General features: G+C 73.4%; 17 protein-coding genes. 13 read left to right on the forward strand and 4 right to left on the reverse strand.

Annotated features, from left to right (window positions below; all coding sequences use genetic code 11):
- Position 1: 1 nt before the first annotated feature.
- The 3 genes from hemC to HB662_RS07555 all read left to right on the forward strand — a co-directional run bounded on the left by hemC (position 2) and on the right by HB662_RS07555 (position 2,060).
- Positions 2-1,045, forward strand: coding sequence for a hydroxymethylbilane synthase (gene hemC, locus HB662_RS07545; protein WP_168048785.1), 1,044 nt, complete (start codon positions 2-4; stop codon positions 1,043-1,045).
- 107 nt (positions 1,046-1,152) lie between these two features.
- Positions 1,153-1,761, forward strand: a complete 609-nt coding sequence (locus HB662_RS07550) for a nitroreductase family protein (RefSeq protein ID WP_168048787.1) — start codon at positions 1,153-1,155, stop codon at positions 1,759-1,761.
- Positions 1,758-2,060 carry a VOC family protein gene (locus HB662_RS07555; RefSeq protein WP_209443149.1) on the forward strand — a complete coding sequence of 101 codons (303 nt, stop codon included), beginning with the start codon at positions 1,758-1,760 and terminating at the stop codon, positions 2,058-2,060. Before HB662_RS07550 ends, HB662_RS07555 begins: the two co-directional genes overlap by 4 nt.
- A 149-nt stretch (positions 2,061-2,209) precedes the next feature.
- On the opposite strand, the gene HB662_RS07560 is transcribed toward HB662_RS07555, so the two are convergent.
- On the reverse strand, positions 2,210-2,977 hold the full coding sequence (locus HB662_RS07560; protein WP_168048789.1) for a DUF459 domain-containing protein: 768 nt from the start codon (positions 2,975-2,977) through the stop codon (positions 2,210-2,212).
- A 145-nt stretch (positions 2,978-3,122) separates the two neighbouring features.
- Here HB662_RS07560 and HB662_RS07565 point away from each other — a divergent pair, with 145 nt between their 5' ends.
- Together HB662_RS07565 and HB662_RS07570 are read left to right on the forward strand one after the other, a co-directional pair.
- Positions 3,123-4,415, forward strand: a complete 1,293-nt coding sequence (locus tag HB662_RS07565) for a GDSL-type esterase/lipase family protein (protein ID WP_168048791.1) — start codon at positions 3,123-3,125, stop codon at positions 4,413-4,415.
- Between the two features lie 9 nt (positions 4,416-4,424).
- Positions 4,425-5,828 carry an MBOAT family O-acyltransferase gene (locus tag HB662_RS07570; RefSeq protein ID WP_168048793.1) on the forward strand — a complete coding sequence of 468 codons (1,404 nt, stop codon included), beginning with the start codon at positions 4,425-4,427 and terminating at the stop codon, positions 5,826-5,828.
- A 167-nt stretch (positions 5,829-5,995) separates the two neighbouring features.
- Here the strand turns inward: HB662_RS07570 and HB662_RS07575 are convergent, their stop codons facing one another.
- Complete coding sequence (locus tag HB662_RS07575; protein ID WP_168048795.1) at positions 5,996-6,676, reverse strand: GDSL-type esterase/lipase family protein; 681 nt, start codon at positions 6,674-6,676, stop codon at positions 5,996-5,998.
- A 134-nt stretch (positions 6,677-6,810) separates the two neighbouring features.
- Here HB662_RS07575 and HB662_RS07580 point away from each other — a divergent pair, with 134 nt between their 5' ends.
- The 7 genes from HB662_RS07580 to HB662_RS07610 all read left to right on the forward strand — a co-directional run bounded on the left by HB662_RS07580 (position 6,811) and on the right by HB662_RS07610 (position 10,668).
- Complete coding sequence (locus HB662_RS07580; RefSeq protein WP_168048797.1) at positions 6,811-7,635, forward strand: HesA/MoeB/ThiF family protein; 825 nt, start codon at positions 6,811-6,813, stop codon at positions 7,633-7,635.
- Positions 7,632-8,006, forward strand: a complete 375-nt coding sequence (locus HB662_RS07585) for a DsrE/DsrF/DrsH-like family protein (RefSeq protein WP_168048799.1) — start codon at positions 7,632-7,634, stop codon at positions 8,004-8,006. Before HB662_RS07580 ends, HB662_RS07585 begins: the two co-directional genes overlap by 4 nt.
- A 40-nt stretch (positions 8,007-8,046) precedes the next feature.
- Positions 8,047-8,985 (forward strand): SH3 domain-containing protein, encoded by a 939-nt coding sequence (locus HB662_RS07590; protein WP_168048801.1) that lies wholly within the window; start codon positions 8,047-8,049, stop codon positions 8,983-8,985.
- Positions 8,986-8,994: 9 nt separating this feature from the next.
- Entirely contained in the window at positions 8,995-9,315 is a 321-nt protein-coding gene (locus tag HB662_RS29645) for an SH3-like domain-containing protein (protein WP_168048803.1), read from the forward strand.
- Positions 9,312-9,611, forward strand: coding sequence for an SH3-like domain-containing protein (locus tag HB662_RS29650; protein ID WP_168048805.1), 300 nt, complete (start codon positions 9,312-9,314; stop codon positions 9,609-9,611). Before HB662_RS29645 ends, HB662_RS29650 begins: the two co-directional genes overlap by 4 nt.
- The gene (locus HB662_RS07605; protein ID WP_168048807.1) at positions 9,611-10,192 is read left to right on the forward strand and encodes a nitrile hydratase subunit alpha; all 582 of its coding nucleotides are present in this window, start codon (positions 9,611-9,613) and stop codon (positions 10,190-10,192) included. Before HB662_RS29650 ends, HB662_RS07605 begins: the two co-directional genes overlap by 1 nt.
- 86 nt (positions 10,193-10,278) lie before the next feature.
- A complete protein-coding gene (locus tag HB662_RS07610; RefSeq protein WP_168048809.1) occupies positions 10,279-10,668 on the forward strand; it encodes a DoxX family protein in 390 nt (129 codons plus the stop codon).
- Here HB662_RS07610 and HB662_RS07615 read toward each other — a convergent pair.
- Both HB662_RS07615 and HB662_RS07620 read right to left on the reverse strand, forming a co-directional pair.
- Entirely contained in the window at positions 10,611-11,879 is a 1,269-nt protein-coding gene (locus HB662_RS07615; RefSeq protein WP_168048811.1) for an MFS transporter, read from the reverse strand. The two genes, HB662_RS07610 and HB662_RS07615, sit on opposite strands and share 58 nt — an antisense overlap.
- Positions 11,876-12,547 carry a nitroreductase gene (locus tag HB662_RS07620; RefSeq protein WP_245185488.1) on the reverse strand — a complete coding sequence of 224 codons (672 nt, stop codon included), beginning with the start codon at positions 12,545-12,547 and terminating at the stop codon, positions 11,876-11,878. The genes HB662_RS07615 and HB662_RS07620 overlap by 4 nt, the downstream gene beginning before the upstream one ends.
- A gap of 142 nt (positions 12,548-12,689) precedes the next feature.
- On the opposite strand from HB662_RS07620, the gene HB662_RS07625 reads away from it, so the two are divergent.
- Positions 12,690-17,873 (forward strand): two-partner secretion domain-containing protein, encoded by a 5,184-nt coding sequence (locus tag HB662_RS07625; protein ID WP_168048815.1) that lies wholly within the window; start codon positions 12,690-12,692, stop codon positions 17,871-17,873.
- Positions 17,874-17,877 lie beyond the last annotated feature (4 nt).

Consider the following 17,877-nt stretch of genomic DNA (forward strand, 5'->3'; position numbering starts at 1 on the left):
CATGCTGCTTTCCTCCCTCGACTCCACCGGCCCCGAGGGTCTGCGCCAGCGTGGCGCCATCCATGGCCATTCGCCGCAGCACCGGCAATCCACGCGCACCCTGCCGCTGAAGGTGGGCACCCGCGGGTCGCCGCTTGCACTGTGGCAGACGCGGCATTTCCTCGGCCTGATCACCAAGGTCTGCCCCCTGCTGCGGGAGGTGAAGGCCTTCGAGGAATGCATCATCGCCACATCCGGCGACAAGGTGCAGGACCGGCGGCTGGCCGATATCGGCGGCAAGGGCCTGTTCGCCAAGGAAATCCATGAGGCGCTGCTGGACGGGCGGATCGACTTCGCCGTTCACAGCATGAAGGACCTGGAGACCGAGCTGCCGCCCGGCATCGTGCTGGCCTGCGCCCTGAAGCGGGAGGATAGCCGGGACGCCATCGTGCTCGGCCCGACCTGCCCCGGCGCCGCCTCCGACGACCCCTATGGCTGCCTGCCGCAGGGCGCGCTGATCGGCACCGCCTCGATCCGCCGGCAGAGCCAGCTGCTGCATGCCCGGCCCGACCTCCAGGTGGAGATCATCCGCGGCAATGTGCAGATGCGCCTGGCCAAGGTGCGGGCGGAAGGCGGGCCGCAGGCCTCGCTGCTCGCCATCGCCGGCCTGAAGCGCATGGAGATGGAGCACGAGGCCGCGGTGGTGCTGGATGCGGAAACCATGGTGCCCGCCGCCTGCCAGGGCATCGTCGGCGTCACCGTCCGCGCCGATGACGCGGAGCTGCGGGAACTGCTTTCCGCCATCGAGGACCGCGACGCCGCCTGCGTCAGCGCCGCCGAACGCGCGCTGCTCGGCTCGCTGGACGGGTCCTGCCGCACGCCGATCGGCGGCCACGGCCAGCTGCGCCCGGACGGGTCGCTGCACCTGACCGGCCTGGTGGCCCGCGCCGACGGGTCCTTCCTGCTGAAGCGCAAGCTGTGGGGCGCGCCGGCCGATGCGGCGGCGATGGGCCGGGAACTGGGCGAGAGCCTGCGGAAGGACAGCCCGGCCGACATCTTCGGCTGACCGGCCAGCCAAGGGGAGCATCGCTCCCCCTTGGCGGCGTCACATTCCAAAGCTTGTAATTGCGAACGATTCGCATCATCTAGGTCGTACCCTGTCGCAGGACGACCATGCCCGAAGCCCCCTTCCCGCTCGCCGAGGCCCCCGTGAACGAGGCCGTGCGTGCCCTGCTGGCCCGCGCCTCCGTCCCGCCCCGCCAGTTGCACGACCCGGCGCCGGATGCGGCGGCGCTGTCGCTGGCGGTTGCCGCGGCCGCCCGCGCACCGGACCATGGCTGGCTCCGCCCCTGGCGCTTCGTCGGCATCCAGGGCGAGGACCGCGCGAAGTTCGGCGATCTGCTGGCCCAGGCCATGCAGGCCCGCGCGCCGGATACGCCGGAGGCGCGGCTGGAGCTGGAGCGGCTGAAGCCGTTGCGGTCCCCGCTGCTGGTCGCCGCCGGCGCCGCCATCCGCGCCCATCCGAAGATCCCGGCCTGGGAGCAGGAAGCCACCGCCGCCGCCGGCATCATGAACTTCATCAATGCGCTGGATGCGATGGGCTTCGGCTGCTGCTGGCTGTCCTCCCCGGCCCTGCAGGACTTGTCGATCAAGGCGGCGCTGGGCTTCGCCGAGACGGACCGGCTGCTCGGCTGGATCTATGTCGGCACGCCGGAGGCCGAGCGCCCGCGCCCGGAACGCCCGGCGCCGCAGGGCTTCTGGCGCGACTGGCAGCCGGCGTGACGCCCGACCCGGCCCGCTGCATCCCCATCCTCGCCTCGCTGGACCTGGCGGAGACGCTGGAATTCTACCGCGACCAGCTCGGCTTCAAAGGGGAAAGCCATGGCGACTATGCCATCGTGAAGCGGCAGGCGATGGAGCTGCATTTCTGGCTCACGACGCGCCGCGTCGATGCCGAGCATACCGCCTGCACCATCCGCGGCGGCCAGGTGCCGGCGCTGCATGCGGAATTCGCGGCGCGCGGCGTGCCCGCCTGTCACCCTTCGCGCTGCGCCCCTGGGGCATGCACGAATTCCACCTGATCGACCCGCACGGCACCTGCTGCGCTTCGGCTGCGCCGAAACCTGACCATGCCAAATCCCCTCGACGGGAACCTGCGCACGCCAAGGGCGGGTGAGCGGCCGCTCGCCCGCCTTCGGCGGGCGCAGGTTTCCATCAGTGGGATTTGGTATCAGGCCTCGGTCAGCCGGCCCAGCCCCGGGGCGAGGTCCGGGAAATGCTCCGCCGCCGCGTCGAACAGCAGGGCGCCGATCCGCAGGTAGCCCCAGCCGGTGAAATGCACGCCGTCCTCGGCACGGAACACCCGCGTCGTCGCCGGCATTGGCACGGCGGGCAGGAAGCGGCCCTCGGCATCGCTGGTCGCCTCCCAGGTATCCACCCAGATGGCGCCCGCCGCCTCCGCCGCCGCCTGCTGGATGGTGTTGAGCTGCCGCGCCGCGCCGGCGAACTGCGCCTCCCGCATGTTTGGCAGGCCGAGCCAGACGGCGCGGGCGCCGGATTGGGTGGCGTGGTGCACCATCTCCGTCACCCGGCGGGTGTAGTGTTCGGCGTAGCCGGCGGTGCCGAAGCGGTATCGGGCCCGCTCCTCCCGCACCACCAGCGGGCGGAAATCATTGGCGCCGACCCAGAACACCGCGAGCTGCGGCTGGTGCAGCGCCACCAGGTCCCGGGTCACCGCGGTCCAGTCATGTTCATCGGTACGGGTCACGCCGGTGGCGTGCAGCGTGCCGTTGATGACGCGCGGCGTCGGCCGGCGGCGCAGCACGGGGTTGAGCGACAGGAACAGGCCCTGCGCCAGCGAATCGCCCAGGAACAGCAGGTTCAGCCGCTCGGGCAGCGGCGCCGGCTCGGCCGGCCCGGCCTCCGGCGCTTCGCCCTGCGGCGCGGCGTGGGTCGCGGCCGGCCAGCCCAGCGCACCAGCCAGACCGGCCAGCACCATGCGGCGCGAAGGCCCGTCGCGGAACCCAGTGGAAGGCCCGGTGGAAATAAGGCTGCGACGCGACCGCATCCGAGGCTCCGCATGCACGAGGATTTGCGGCACACTAGCAGTCGTCGATGAACAGGATAAGGACGGTGGCCGCAGCATGTTGAAACGACGCGGCCTCATTTCCACCCTGGCATTCTCCGGCCTGCTGGCCGGCTGCCGCAGCGAGCCTGCCACCACCACCACCCCGGCCGCCGAGGCGGCGCTGCGGGCCGAAGGGCTGCTGCCCGCCCCCGATGCGGAATTCGAGGCATTGCTGCCCGCCACCCCCGGCGACGATCCGCTGGCGCCGCTGGGCAGCGCGCTGCGCGCCTTGCAGGGCGGTGCCCAGGGCCGCGCGCTGGTGCTGCTGATGGGCGACAGCCACATCGCCTTCCCGCGCCTGGCGGAGCGGCTGCGGGACCATCTGCAGGGCCGCTTCGGCGCCATCGGCCCGGGCCGCATGCCGCCCGGCCGGGCGCAGCGCGGCTTCCTGCCCGCCGGCATCACGCTGGAGCAGGAGGGCGAATGGTCCGTCGCCCATGCGCTGCGCGCCGCCACGCCCGGCCCCTTCGGCCTGTCCGGCTACCGCCTGTCCGGCTACCGCGCCGGCGACCGGATCAACCTTCGCGCGAGCGATCCGCGCGGCTTCGACAGGCTGCACCTGGTGCTGCATTGCGGTCCGGACAGCGGCAGCTTCCGCGTGCTCGCACCCGGCATCGCCGGCCTGCCGCGCGCCACCCGCACCGCCAGCCCGACCACGCGGCTGATCCGCCTGGACCTCGCCCCCGGCAGCCGGGAGGTGGCGGTGGAGCTGGTCGGCGATGGCCAGGTGGATCTGCTGGGCTGGGGCATCGACCGGCGCGGCAATGGCGTGCTGGTGGAGGCCTTCGGCATCAACGGCGCCACCCTTGCCACGCTGGACAACCGCAGCCCCGCGATCCTGGCGCGGGAGCTGGCGGTGGCGCCGCCGGCGCTGATCATCCTGGAATACGGCACCAATGAATCCACGGACCGGGATTTCGACGCCGCCGCCTACGGCCTGGCCCTGTCGCGCCGGATCGCCACGCTGCGCGCCGCCAGCCCGCGCAGCGGCATTATGCTGATGGGCGTGCCGGATGCGGGCCGCCCGATCCGGCGTGGCCGTGGCGCCTGCCCGGTGACGCCGCTGCCGGCCCTGCAGGCGGTGCGCGCCGCGCAGCGCCGGGTCGCGGCCAGTGAGAGGGTGGGCTTCTTCGACTGGTCGGCGGAGGTCACCCAGGACCCCTGCCGCCTGCCGCGCCTGCTCCACGCCAACCCGCCGCTGATGCGGCCGGACCTGGTGCATTTCACCGTGGATGGCTATCGCCTGACGGCGGATCGGCTGCACGCGCATCTGCTGCGCGGCGCAGGCCTCGGCCCTGCCGGCGCCTGAAGCCGGGCGATGCTGTTTCCGACTGGCCTGTTCGCGATCTTCTTCGCCATGGTCTTCGCCGGCCATTGGCTGCTGGTGCGGCACCTGCCGGCCCTGGTGCTGCCCTTCCTGCTGGCCGCCAATCTGGTGTTCTACGCCGCCTTCAGCCTGCCCTTCTGCGCCGCCCTGCTGGGGGTCGGGCTATGGACCTGGGCGATCGGGCGCGGCGTCGGCCAAGGACGCGGGCGCGGCCTGCTGTGGCTGGGCGTGGCCGTGGTGCTGCTGTGGCTCGGCTGGTTCAAATACACCGGCTTCCTGCTGCGGGAGGCTTCGCCCATCGCCGTCGCGCTCGGCCTGCCGCCGCTGCCGGTGCCGGAGATCCTGCTGCCGGTCGGCATCTCCTTCTACGTGTTCCAGGCCATCTCCTACATGGTGGATGTGCATCGCGGCGATGCGCGGGCCGAAGGCTCGCCGCTGAAGGTGCTGGTGTACCTGACCTTCTTCCCGCATCTGGCGGCCGGCCCCATCGTCCGCGCCGGGCGCTTCCTGCCGCAGCTCCAGGCCGCGCCGGATCGCATGCGGGTGCCGGTGGTGATGGGCGGGCTGCTGATCCTGGGCGGGCTGGCCAAGAAGATGCTGCTGGCGAATGAGCTGGCGACCGGGTTGGTGGACCCGGTGTTCCGCGACCCCGGCGCCTGGGGCGCGGCCGACATCCTGCTGGCCTGTTATGGCTATACCATCCAGATCTGGCTGGATTTCTCCGGCTATTCGGACATGGCGATCGGGCTGGCGGCGCTGCTCGGCTATCATTTCACCAAGAATTTCGACCAGCCCTTCCGCGCCCTGACGCTGTCGGAGTTCTGGCGGCGCTGGCACATCTCGCTCTCCACCTGGCTGCGGGACTATCTGTTCAAGCCGCTCGGCGGCAGCCGGGGCAGCGAAGGCCGCACCCGGCGCAACCTGCTGCTGACCATGCTGCTGGGCGGCATCTGGCACGGCGCCGCCTGGACCTTCGTGCTGTGGGGGCTGCTGCACGGGCTGGCGCTGGTGGTGGAACGCGCACTCGGCGGGCGCGCGGTGCCGGCCTCGCCGGCCGGGCGGGTGCTGCGCTGGGCCATCACCTTCCACATCGTGGTCGCCGCCTTCGTGCTGTTCCGCGCGCCGGACCTGGCGACGGTCGCGGCGCTGGCGCAGGGGGTCTGGGGCGGGGCGCCCGAGCTGGTGCAGGATACCGCCTGGACGCCTCGGCTACTGGCGATCATCGCGCTCGGCCTCGGCCTGCATTTCGCCCCGCCGGACCTGCGCCAGCGGCTGGAGGATGCTCTGCGACCGTTGCCGGCGCCGCTGCTTGGCCTGGTCTTCGGCCTGGCGATGCTCGCCATCATCCTGGCGGCGCCGGAGGGCGTGGCGCCCTTCATCTACTTCCAGTTCTGAGGCGGATTCGCGATGCGCCAACCCTGGCTCGAAGCCCAGCCCGACGCCGCAGCGGATGATTTCTCCCCGCGCAGCGCCACGCGCACGGCCGGCGCCACGGCCTGGGTGGTGGGCCTCGCTTTGCTGGTCCTTGCCGCCGGGCGATCCGGCGCCATCGTCGATGCGGCCTATGGGCTGCCGCTGGCGCCGGGGACCGAGACCCTGATCGCGGTGGCGGAATCCTGGGACAGCGCCATGGCCGCGCTCGGCATCCCGGACTGGGTGGAGACGGTCACCGCCGCGCTCGGCACCGGGCGCTGAGCCATCACGCCCTGCAGCCCCTGCCACCAGGCGCGATAGCCCGCCGCGGTGGGGTGGACGCCATCCGCCGTCGGGTAGTCGCAGCGGGAGACGCGGCCGCGATGCAGCGCCGGCAGATGCGCCAGCGCCGCATCGGCGCGATCCTGGCTGTTCAGCAGCGCCCGGTCCAGCAGCCGGCTGGCGGCCTCCAGCGCCTGGTCGCGGGCGAAGCAGCCGGGGGTGGCCCAGATGATGCGCTCGGCCGGCCAGCGTTCCATGATCGCGGCGATCTGGCGCGGATAATCCTCCGCCGCTTCGGGGGCGAGGCCGCGCAGGTCATTGGTGCCGAAGACCAGCACCAGGCGGCTGGCGCAGCGTGGCGCCTGCTGGCGCAGCCAGGGCAGGCCGGCACCATTCTGCGCGATCACCTGGAAGCCGGCGGCGCGGGCATGCGGGGCCATGCCGAGCGCCAGGCTGTCGCCCAGCAGCAGGTCCGGGCAGGCCCAGGCCCGACCGGCCATCAGCATTCCGAACACCAGGCAGGCCAGCCACCGCATCAGACGCTTCACGCTCCTGCACACTCCCATCCCGGCTGCCCTGGGCCGCATGCCACCACAGGCATGAACCCGCAGTGAACCAGGGTGCCGGGCGCGCCTTGCATCACGATGCGCGGCACGCCCATATCCGGCGGATGGACCCTGAAATGGACCTCGATTTTTCCGAGGCGGAAATCCGCCGCTACTCGCGCCACATCCTGCTGGAGGAGGTGGGCGCGATCGGCCAGGCGAAGCTGCGCGCGGCGCGGGTTTTGCTGGTCGGCGCCGGCGGCCTTGGCTCGCCGCTGGCGCTGTACCTTGCCGCCGCCGGCGTGGGAACCCTCGGGCTGATCGACGACGACCGGCTGGAATTGTCCAACCTGCAGCGCCAGGTGGCGCATGACACCGCCCGCATCGGTCGCAACAAAGCCGAGAGCGCCGCCGAGACCATCGCGGCGCTCAACCCGGAAACCCGGGTGGAGGTGCATGCCCGGCGGCTCGATGCCGGCTGGGCCTGGGCGAATATCGGCAATTACGACCTGGTCTGCGACGGCACGGATAACTTCGCCACGCGCTTCCTGCTCGGCGATGCCTGCCACCTGCTCGGCCGCCCGCTGGTCTCCGCCGCCGTGCTGCGCTTCGAGGGCCAGCTTTCGGTCTTCCGCGGGCATGAGGGCGCGCCGCACCCCTGCCATCGCTGCCTGCACCCGGAACCGCCGCCCGAGGGGCTGGTGCCGACCTGTTCCGAGGCCGGGGTGCTGGGCGCCGTGACCGGCGTGATGGGCACGCTGCAGGCGACGGAGGTGCTGAAACACATCCTCGGCATCGGCGAGAGCCTGTCCGGCCGCCTGTTGCTGTGGGATGCGCTGGATATGCGGTTCCGGACCGTGAAGCTGCGGCGGGACCCCGGCTGCCCGCTCTGCGGCGACCATCCCAGCATCCACGACCTGTCCGCGCACGCCGCCCCCGCCGCGCCGGCCTGCGCGGTGTGAGCCAGCCGCTCGGCATCCTGCTGCTGTCCGGTGCGCATGACCGCGCGCACTACGCCCTGGTGCTGGCCACCGGCGCCGCGGCGGTGGGGCGGGATGTGGTGGTCTTCGCCAGCAATGCCGGCTGCCGCCTGTTCCTCGACCCCTGCCCCCTGCTGGCGGATGCGCGGGAGGCGCTGCTGGCCGAACGCGGCGTCGCCACCCTGGCCGAGCTGCTGGAGGCCGCCGCCGAACTGGGCATCCGCCGCATCGCCTGCGAGGCCGGGCTGAAGGCTGAAGGGCTGCACGCCGCGGCGCTGGCGCCAGGGGTGGAGGTGGCGGGGGTGGTGACCTTCCTTGGCGCCGTTGGCAGCGGGCAGATCGCTACCTTGTAGGCGCTTGACCCGACACGGCGGAATGGGGGAGGGATCGGGCATGGTTCCTTTCCGCCTCGCTCTTTTCGGTCCCGCTCTGCTTGCGCTGTTGGCCCTCGGCCAGGGCGCGGCGGCGCAGTCCAGCCTGGCGCCCACCCAGGGCAGCCTGCCGCCGCCACGGCCCGCCAACCAGGCGGCGCCCCGGCTGGTGCCGTCGGAGCAACCCCGTTCGCTGACCCTGCCGCCCAGCCGCCCGGCCACGCCGGCGCAGCGGCAGGCGGCGCCGCGCCCGACCCCGTCGCGGACACAGGCGCCGGCACGCGCCCAGGCGCCGGCGCAACCTTCCCGCGCCGCGCCACCTCGGGCTGCTTCGCCCTCCCCCAGCCGCGCCACGGCCGCGCCGCCGACGGTCGGCCGGCCGACACCACCGCCCAGCCGCCGCCCCGCCGCGGCAGCCGCCGGGGCCGGAGCCGGAGCTGGGGCCGCTGCCGTCGCGGCCGCCGCCGCCAGCCGCGCGGCGGAACCGGGCCGTCCGACGCCACCACCTTCGGTTCCCAGCACCGGCTCCGTCACCGGCCTCGCCTTGCCGCGCTACGCCGCGCTGCGCTCGGATGAGGTCAACATGCGGGTCGGTCCCTCCACCAGCTACCCGATCGAATGGACCTTCCAGCGCCGCGACCTGCCGGTGCAGATCATCGGCGAGTTCCAGCTCTGGCGCCGCATCCGCGATGCGGATGGGGCGGAAGGCTGGGTGCATTCCTCCACCCTCGCCGGCCGCCGCACCGTGCTGGTGCGCCCTGCCACCGCGCAGGAGGCGACGCTGCGCCGCCGGCCGGAGGATGCCGCGACGGCCGTTGCCCGCATCCGCCCCGGCGTCATCGCCCGCATCCGCGAATGCGAGACCGGCGCGCCCTGGTGCGAGCTGCAGGTCGCCGGCCATCGCGGATTCCTGCGCAGGACGGAGCTTTGGGGAGTGGGACTCGAGGAGGAGATCAAATAGGCTTCCCCGATGCCCGAAGACGCCCCTTCCCCTGATCCCGCCACGCACGATATCGGCGGCGCGCCCCGCTTCCGCTGCACCCCGGTGGAGCCGGATGACGAGGCGCCGCCGGACGCCTTCGGCAAGCGCGTCGATGCGCTGCGCCAGCTGCTCGCCCAGCGCGGGCTGATGAGCGTGGATGAGCTGCGCCGCGGGGTGGAGGCCATCCCGGAGGCCGAATACCATTCGCTCGGCTACTACGAACGCTGGCTGCGCTCGATCTCCGGCCTGATGGTCGAGAAGGGCGTGGTGCAGCGGGACGATCTTCTGGGCAAGGATTTGCAGCCATGACCAGCTTCGCCCCCCAATTCCCCTCGGGCACCCGCATCCGCGTGAAGGCGGACTACCCGGAAACCCGCGGCCCCTGCCACATCCGCACGCCGCATTACCTGCGCGGCCAGGAAGGCGTGGTGGAACGGCCGCTCGGCGCCTTCCGCAATCCGGAGGACCTGGCCTTCGCCCGCCCGGCCGCCACCATCCCGCTGTATCATGTGCGCTTCGACCAGCAGGGATTGTGGAACGAGGGCCAGCCCGGCGACACGGTGCTGGTCGAGCTGTACGAGCACTGGCTGGAGCCCGCCGCCTGATGGCACACGCCCCGAGCCCCGAAAGCGTCGCGCTGCTGGAACGCTTCACGGCCGCGCTCGCCGCGTCAGGCCTGGTCACCGAAGACCAGATCGCGGAGCAGATCGCCCGCACCGACCGCGCCGACCCGCGCATCGGCGCCGCCATGGTGGCCCGCGCCTGGACCGACGCCGACTACCACGCGCTGATGCTGCGGGATGGCAGCCAGGCGGCGGAGGAGATGGGCGTGTCCATGGCCGGCGCACCGCCGCTCGGCGTGCTGGCCGATGCGCCGGGGCTGCACCACCTGGTGGTCTGCACCCTGTGCTCCTGCTACCCGCGCGCCGTGCTCGGCTACCCGCCGCACTGGTACAAATCCGCCGCCTACCGGGCGCGGGCGGTGCGGGACCCGCGCGGCGTGCTGGCCGAATGGGGCACCACCCTGCCGGAGGGGACGCAGATCCGCGTGGTCGACAGCACGGCCGACTACCGCTGGATGGTGCTGCCCACCCGCCCCGCCGGCACCGAGGGCTGGGACGCCGCGCGGCTTGCCGGCCTGGTGACGCGGGACGTGCTGGTCGGAACCCGCCTGCCCACCGCCTGAATTCCCACATCACGGCTGCGTGTGCGCGCGCCACCGTTCCGGTGGGGTGTGCGTTGCAGCACGAACTCACACCGGGATCGTAAACAATGCCGACGACGCGCTTTGCTCCCTACGCGCCGCAACTGCTCTCCGTCCTGCGGATCATGGCCGGGCTGCTGTTCCTCGCCCATGGCACGCAGAAGCTGCTGGGCTTCCCGATGGGAGGCGGCGCACCGGCCGCGATGTCGCTCGGCTGGTTCGCCGGCGTGATCGAGCTGATCACCGGCACGCTGATCGCCCTCGGCCTGTTCACCCGCCCGGCCGCCTTCCTCGCCTCCGGCACCATGGCCTTCGCCTATTTCATCGGCCATGCGCCGCGCGACACCTACCCGGTGAACAATGGCGGCGACGCGGCCATCCTGTTCTGCTTCGTCTTCCTCTACCTCGCCGCGGCCGGCGCGGGACCGTGGAGCGTGGATGCGGCGCGGCGCAGGTAGCGCGACCGCCACAGCAGCCAGGCGACGATCGCCACGTTCATCGCGTTCCAGGCCATGCCGTTCAGGAAGGCCATGGCGTAGGTGCCGGTCCAGTCGAACACCACGCCGGACAGCCAGCCACCGAGCGCCATGCCGAGCAGGGTCGCCATCAGCACGATGCCGACCCGCGTGCCGGCCTGCCGCGCCGGGAAATACTCCCGCACGATCACCGCGTAGCTCGGCACGATGCCGCCCTGGAACAGGCCGAACAGGGCGGAGATCAGGTACAGCGACACCAGGCTGTCGAAGAACAGGTAGAAGGCCAGGGCCACCGCCTGCAGCACGGAGCCCAGCAGCAGCGTCGCCAGCCCGCCGATCCGGTCCGCGATGAGGCCCGACACGATGCGGGAGACGATGCCGCAGGCCAGCATCAGGGACAGCATCTCCGTCCCCCGCGCCACGCCGTAGCCGAGGTCGCCGCAATAGGCGACGATATGCACCTGCGGCATCGCCATGGCGACGCAGCAGCCCACGCCCGCGATGCAGAGCAGCGCCGTCAGGCTGTTGGGGCTCATCCCCAGCGGCCGTGCCGTCGCCGGCGGCGGCGCGCCCGCAACCACCGGCGCGACACGCAGGACCGGAGCCCGCGCGCGCAAAAGCAGGGCCAGCGGCAGCATGGTGGCCAGCAGGCCGATTCCCACCAGCAGATGCGCCGTGCGCCAGCCCTGCGCCACGATCAGCCCCTGCAGGATCGGCGGCCAGACGGTGCCGGCCAGATAGTTGCCCGACGCCGCCAGCGCCACCGCGATGCCGCGTCGCCTGCGGAACCACAGCGACGCATCCGCCATCAGCGGCCCGAAGGCAGCCGATGACCCCAGCGCCCCGATCAACACGCCCTGGGCCAGCGCGAAGGCCAGCAGCGTGGGCGCCATGGCGGCCAGCACATAGCCGGCGGCCAGCATCACCGTGCCGAACAGCACCGGCACCATGATGCCGAAGCGATCCGCCAGCCTGCCCATCAGGATGCCGCCGGTGGCGAAGCCGATCATGGTCAGCGTGTAGGGCAGCGACGCCTCGGCCCGGGTCGCGCCGAATTCCGCCTGCACATAGGGCAGCACCACCACCACGGACCACATGCCGGCGCCGCCGAGCGTCGCCAGGCCGACGATCGCCGCCAGCCGGATCCAGCTCTGCCGGCTGTCGAGTACCGCCTCCGCCGGATCGGGTGTCACGCCTCGGGCCCGAAGGTGACGAAATCGGCAAGCGGCGCACGTTCGGTCACCAGCCGGTTGGCGGGTTCGCCCGGGTCCTCGAAGCCGAGCGACATGCCGCAGACCAGCACCTGGTCATCCGGCAGCCCCAGCACCCGGCGCACCACGTCATGCCGGTCGCACCAGGCGGCCTGGGGGCAGGTATCCAGGCCCAGGCCGCGCGCGGCGAGCATGATGGATTGCAGGAACATGCCGAAATCCAGCCAGGACCCCTGCTCCAGGTCGCGGTCGATGGTGAAGAACAGGCCGACCGGGGCGCCGAAGAAATCGAAGTTGCGGGCGCGCTGCGCCTCGGCCGCCGCCGCATCGCCGCGCGCCACCCCGGCCATCTCATAAAGGCCGAAGCCCACCTTGCGGCGCCGCGCCAGGTAGGGCTCGCGCCAGCTGCGGGGATAGTAGTGATACTCCCGCGCCACCTGGATGCCGGCGGCATTGGCGGCATGCACCTCCGCCGTCAGGCGCGCCTTCTCCGCGCCCTGCGTCACCCGCACCCGCCAGGGCTGGATGTTGGAGCCGGAGGGGGCGCGGGCGGCGGCGGCCAGGATATGCTCCAGGGTCTCGCGCGGAACCGGGTCCGGCCGGAAGCCGCGCAGGCTGCGGCGCGTGGCCAGGGCCTCGAACACATCCATGGTCTGTGGGCTTCCTCCGTTGCGCCGCATCCTGTCCCGCGCAGGCGTCGCAGGCAATTCGCCGGCGGTGGGCAGGCCGCGTGTATCGTGGGCGAAATATTCGCTTTCCGATTGCATGAGCCGGACGCAGGATGCGGCCGCCATGCGCCGCCCCACCCTCCTTCTCGCCGCCCTGGCCGCGCCGACGCTGGCCGCAGCGCAGGATGCGCGCCCTATCGGCGGCGCGGTGGTCGCCGGCCAGGCCAGCATCAGCCAGACCGCGAGCCGCACCCAGGTGCAGCAGGGCAGCGACCGCTCGGTGATCGAATGGCAGCGCTTCGATGTCGGCGCGAACCATCAGGTCGATATCCGCCAGCCAGCCGCGACCTCCTGGTCCTTGAACCGCGTGGTGGGCGGCGACCCCTCCGCCATTGCCGGGCGCGTCACCTCCAATGGCGGGGTGGCGCTGGTCAATCCGGCCGGCGTGCTGTTCCACCAGGGCGCGCAGGTCGATGTGGCGGCGCTGATCGCCACCACCTCCGACATCACCAACCAGAATTTCCAGCAGGGGCGGATGCTGTTCGACGGCGCCCCCCGCCCCGGCGCCCGTGTCGAGAATCGCGGCAGCATCACGGTGGCGCAGCAGGGCCTGGCCGCGCTGGTCGGGCCGCAGGTGGCGAATTCCGGCAGCATCCGCGCGCGCCTCGGCCGCGTCGCCCTGGCGGGCGGGGAGGCCTTCACGCTGGACCTGGCCGGCGATGGCCTGCTGGCGCTGGATGTGACGCGCCAGGTCGTAACGTCCCCCTCCGGCGCCCCCTCCGGTGCGCCCTCCGGCGCCCCCTCCGGCGCGATCGCGCTGGTGACGCAGGCCGGCACGATCGAGGCCGAGGGCGGCAGCGTGCTGCTGACCGCCCGCGCCGCCTCCGGCGTGCTGGAGACCCTGGTGCGCGCCGGCGGCAGCACCCGCGCGGCCCAGGTGGCGCTGCGGGCCGAGGGAGGCGGCCTGCGGATCGACGGCGCGCTGGCCGGCCATTTGATCGAGGCCACCGCCAGCGGCACGGTCCACGCCACCGCCACCTCGCGCATCACCGCGCCCGGCGGGCGGGTCACGCTCGGCGCCGGGGCGGAAAGCCGCATCGGTGCGCCCGCCCGCCTCGCCGCCCGCACCGTGATGGACCCCGGCGCCCGCATCGACGCGCCCGGCGGCACTGTGATCGTCCATGCGGCGGAGCGCACCGAGATGCGCGGCGCGATCCGGGCGGAAGGCGGCGCCATCGAGGTTTCCTCCCGCAACGCATTGGCCCTGGATGGGCTGCTGGAGGCCGGCGCCACCGGCCGGGTGCTGGTGGACCCGCTGACGCTCCGCGTGGTGGAGGCGCTGTCGGGCGCCACCGAACCCGCCGAGATCACCGCCGCCACCATCGCCGCCGTCACCGGTGCGCTGACGCTTCAGGCAGAGCAGAGCATTCGGGTCGAGGCCGCGGTCTTCAAGGATATCGGGCCGCTGACGCTGGAGACGACCAATCCCACCGCCAGCCCCGGCCAGGGCATCCAGATCCTGCGCCCCGTCACCGTGACCGGGGATCTGATCCTGCTTTCGGCCGGCGACATCACCCAGGCGGCAACCGGCGCGGCGCTGGATGTCGGCACGCTGGAAGCCCGCAGCAGCGGCGGCGCGGTGCAGATGCTGGCCGCGGCCAACAAGATCCGCGCCATTGCCGGCGGCAGCGCGGCCACGCGGTTCGACCTGCATAGCCTGCTGGACATGTCGATCGACGGTCCCTTGGCCGCGGCCGACATCGCCCTGTCCACGCCGCAGAGCCTCGGCCTGTTCGCGCCGGTCTCGGCCCGTGGCGGGCTGGACCTGTTCGCCCTGCGCGGCACCACCCAGCAGCCCGCTGGCGCCGCCGTCACCGCCGGGCTGCTGCGGCTCGATTCGGCGCTTGGCGAGGTGCGACTGCAGGGCGAGGGCAACCGCATCGCGCGGCTCGGCGACGCCTTCACCCCGCGCGGCCTGTCCCTGGTGAACGACATGGCGCTGGAAGTGGTGGGCAATGCCAGCGCCGGGCTGCTGTCGCTGACCCTGGAACAGGGCGGGCTGGTCCAGTCCGGCACCTCCCGCATCGTCGCGGATACCCTGCATCTGCTGGTGCCGGACGGCGCCGTGCGGCTGGACGGGACGCAGAACCAGATCGCCGAGATCTATGGCGAGGCCGGGGGCGAGGCCGGTGGCGGGCTGCGCCTTGCCACCACCGGCGCCCTGCTGCTGGCCGCGCCGCTGAGCGCGCCCGATGTGGAACTGCGCCTCGGCGGCGGGCTGGCGCAGGACCAGGGCGGCAGGCTGACCACGCTGCGCCTGGCGCTGGATGCGGCCGGGGCGGTCACGCTGGACGATCCAGCGAATGCCGTCGCCACGCTCGGCCCGGTCCGCAGCGACGGCGCCTTCCGCCTGACCACCTCCGGCGCGCTCACGGTGCAAAGCAGCGTGGTGGCGCCGGAGGTGACGCTGGCGGCGGGCGGCGCGCTGTTGGCCGGGGCGGGGTCGGCGCTGATCACGGACCGGCTGTCGGTGCAGGGCGCCAGCGTGGTGGTGGAAGGCGGCGGGCATCGCTTCGGCGTGCTCGGCGCCGGCGGCGCCACCGGGGATTTCCGACTGGCCGTGACGGATGCGCTGGCGCTGCGGGGGGCGCTGGCCGTGGGGGGTGCGCTGGCGCTGCAGGCGGCCGGCCTGTCGCTGGAGGCGCCGGTCTCCGCCGGCAGCGCCACGCTGCGGGCACTGTCCGGCGACATCGGCCAGATCGCCGCAGCCCGCCTCACCGCGACCAGGCTGCTGGCGGAGGCGCCGGCCGGGCAGGTGCGGCTGGCCGATGCCGAGAACACCACGACGCTGCTTGGCGGCGCCGCGCTCGGGGACTTCACCTTCCGCGGCACTGGCGATGCGGCGGCGGACCCGGCGGCGGGCCTTCGAGCCGGACGGGTCATGCTGCAATTCGGCGGCAGCTTCGGGCAGGATGCGGCGGCAGCCAGCGGGGTGGTCGCGCCGCGGCTGGAGATCACCGCGGGTGGCAGCGTCGCGCTGGCCGCCGCGACCAACCGCATCGAGGAGCTCGGCGCCATCACCGCCCCGGGCGGCTTCGCGCTGCGGACCACGGGCGACCTGCTGCTGGCGGAGTCGCTGGCGACCGGCGGGGTGCTCGACCTCACCGCTGGCGGCCGCGTGACACAGACCCTCGGCGCCCGGCTTTCCGCCGCGCAACTGCGCGCCAGCGCCGGCACGGTGGCGCTGACGGAGCCGGGCAATGCCTTCGCCGCCCTCGGCACCAGCCGCGCCTCGGGCGATTTCTCACTGGCGACCAGTGGGGTTCTGTCGCTGGAGGGGCAGGTCTCGGCCGGGGGCACGCTGTCGCTGCTCGCCTTCGACAATATCGGGCAGGCCGCCACGGGTGCGGGGCTGGCGGCGCCCGTGCTGCTGGTGCGGTCCCTCTTCGGCAGCGTTGCCCTGCAGGGCGCCGGCAACAGCTTCGCAGCCCTCGGCGCCAGCGGCGCTGCGGGGGATTTCGCCGTGGCGCAGGAAGGCACGCTGGCGCTGCGCCTGGCCGGCCCGGTCGCCGCGCCGAACCTGTCCTTCCGCACCGAAAGCGGGCTGACGGACGTGGCCGGCGGCACGCTGCGCGGCGCGGCGCTGCGGCTGGAGACGAATGGCCCGGTGCGGCTGGATGGCCCCGGCCATGCGGTGCAGGCGGTGGGCGGCCGTGCCGGCAGCCTGGCCCTGGCGGTGGACGGCGCCTTGCAGGTGACGGATGCGCTGGAGGCGCCGGGCGCGCTGAGCCTGTCCGCCGCCTCGCTCGGCATCCTGGCCCCGGTCGCCGCCGACACCGCGCAGCTGGAGGCGACGGCGGGCGACATCACCCAGACGCTGCGCGGCGCCGGGGTTTCCGCCACCATCCTGTCCGCCCGCGCGATGGCCGGGCAGGTACTGCTTGATGGGCAGGGCAACCGCGTGGCGGCACTCGGCGCCGGGGGCGCGGCGGGTGGCTTTGCCCTGGCGCAGGAAGGCGCCGCGCCGCTGCGGCTGACCGCGCCGATTGCCGCCGGCACCATCTACCTGCGGGCCGAGACCGGCATCCAGGACAGCCCCGGCGCGCTGCTGTCGGCAGGCCTGCTGCGGCTGGACACGCCGGGCGCCGCGCAGTTCGGCCAGATTCATGCCATCAGCCGCATCGGCGGCCAGCTCGGCGCGCTGACGCTGGCCAGCAGCACCGCCCTGGCGGCGGAGGAGGCGCTGGACGTGACCGGCGTCCTGTCGCTGTCCGCCGCCGCGCTGCATTTCGCCGCCCCCGTCCAGGCGGGCGGGGCCAGGCTGGCGGCGCTGGCCGGGGATATCACCCAGGCGGCGAATGGCGCCGGGCTTGGCATCGGCAGCCTAGGCCTGAGCCTCTCGGCCAGCGGGACCATCGCGCTGGAGGGTGCGGGCAATGCGGTGCCGCTGCTGCTGGGCGCCCGCGCCCAAGGCACGCTCGGCCTGCTGGCCGGGGGCGGCCTGGCGCTCGCCGGCACCGCGAGCGGCGCCGACGTGGTGCTGCGCGCCGCCGGGCCGATCCGGCTGGATGGCGCGGTGCTGGAGGCGGATCGCGGCGTCCTGCTGGCCAGCCCGCAGGGTTTCGCCGCCGGCGCCGGCAGCCGCCTGCTGGCCCGTGACGCCGCGCTGCGGCCGGTGCTGATCCTGGACAGCCGCGCCGCCGGGCTGGCCGCGCTGCCGGCGGGGCTGGTGGCGGACCGGCCCGGGCTGGCGCCGGTGCAGCAGGCGACGCAGCTCGCCAGCTTCGGCCCGGTGCAGGCGGCGCCGGCCGGGGCCGCGGTGTTCGACCTGGCGGCAGGGGATGCGCCGGTCTTCCTGCTGCTGGACGGTGCCGCGGTGCTCGGCGTGCTGGATGCCGGACGGCTCGGCGTGCTGGGCCAGGGCGGATCGGCCTTCATCCTCGGCACGCTGGGCGGCGTGGGCGGCGAAGCGGCGGCGCAATTCGTCGCCCTGCCGGCCGCCGGGTCCGGCTACCTGTTCAACAATTGCGTCATGGCTGCCAGCACCTGCAGTGGCGCGCCGCCCATCGTGGATCCGCCGGTGGTGGTGCCGCCGGTGGTGGTTCCGCCGGTCGTGGTGCCGCCGGTGGTGATCCAGCCGCCGGTTGTGGAGCCACCCGTGGTGGTGCTGCCGCCCGTCGCCGCGCCGCCGCTGACCGCGCTGCCGGCGAATGATGCCGCGCCGCGCCTTGCCGAATGGGATCTGCGGTACGGCGCGCCGACCGTGCTCGTCATCACGCGCCGGGAGGAGAAGGAGGAGGCCGAGTAGCCGG

This window comes from Falsiroseomonas frigidaquae (assembly GCF_012163145.1).
In the GTDB taxonomy this organism is placed as follows: Bacteria; Pseudomonadota; Alphaproteobacteria; order Acetobacterales; family Acetobacteraceae; genus Falsiroseomonas; species Falsiroseomonas frigidaquae.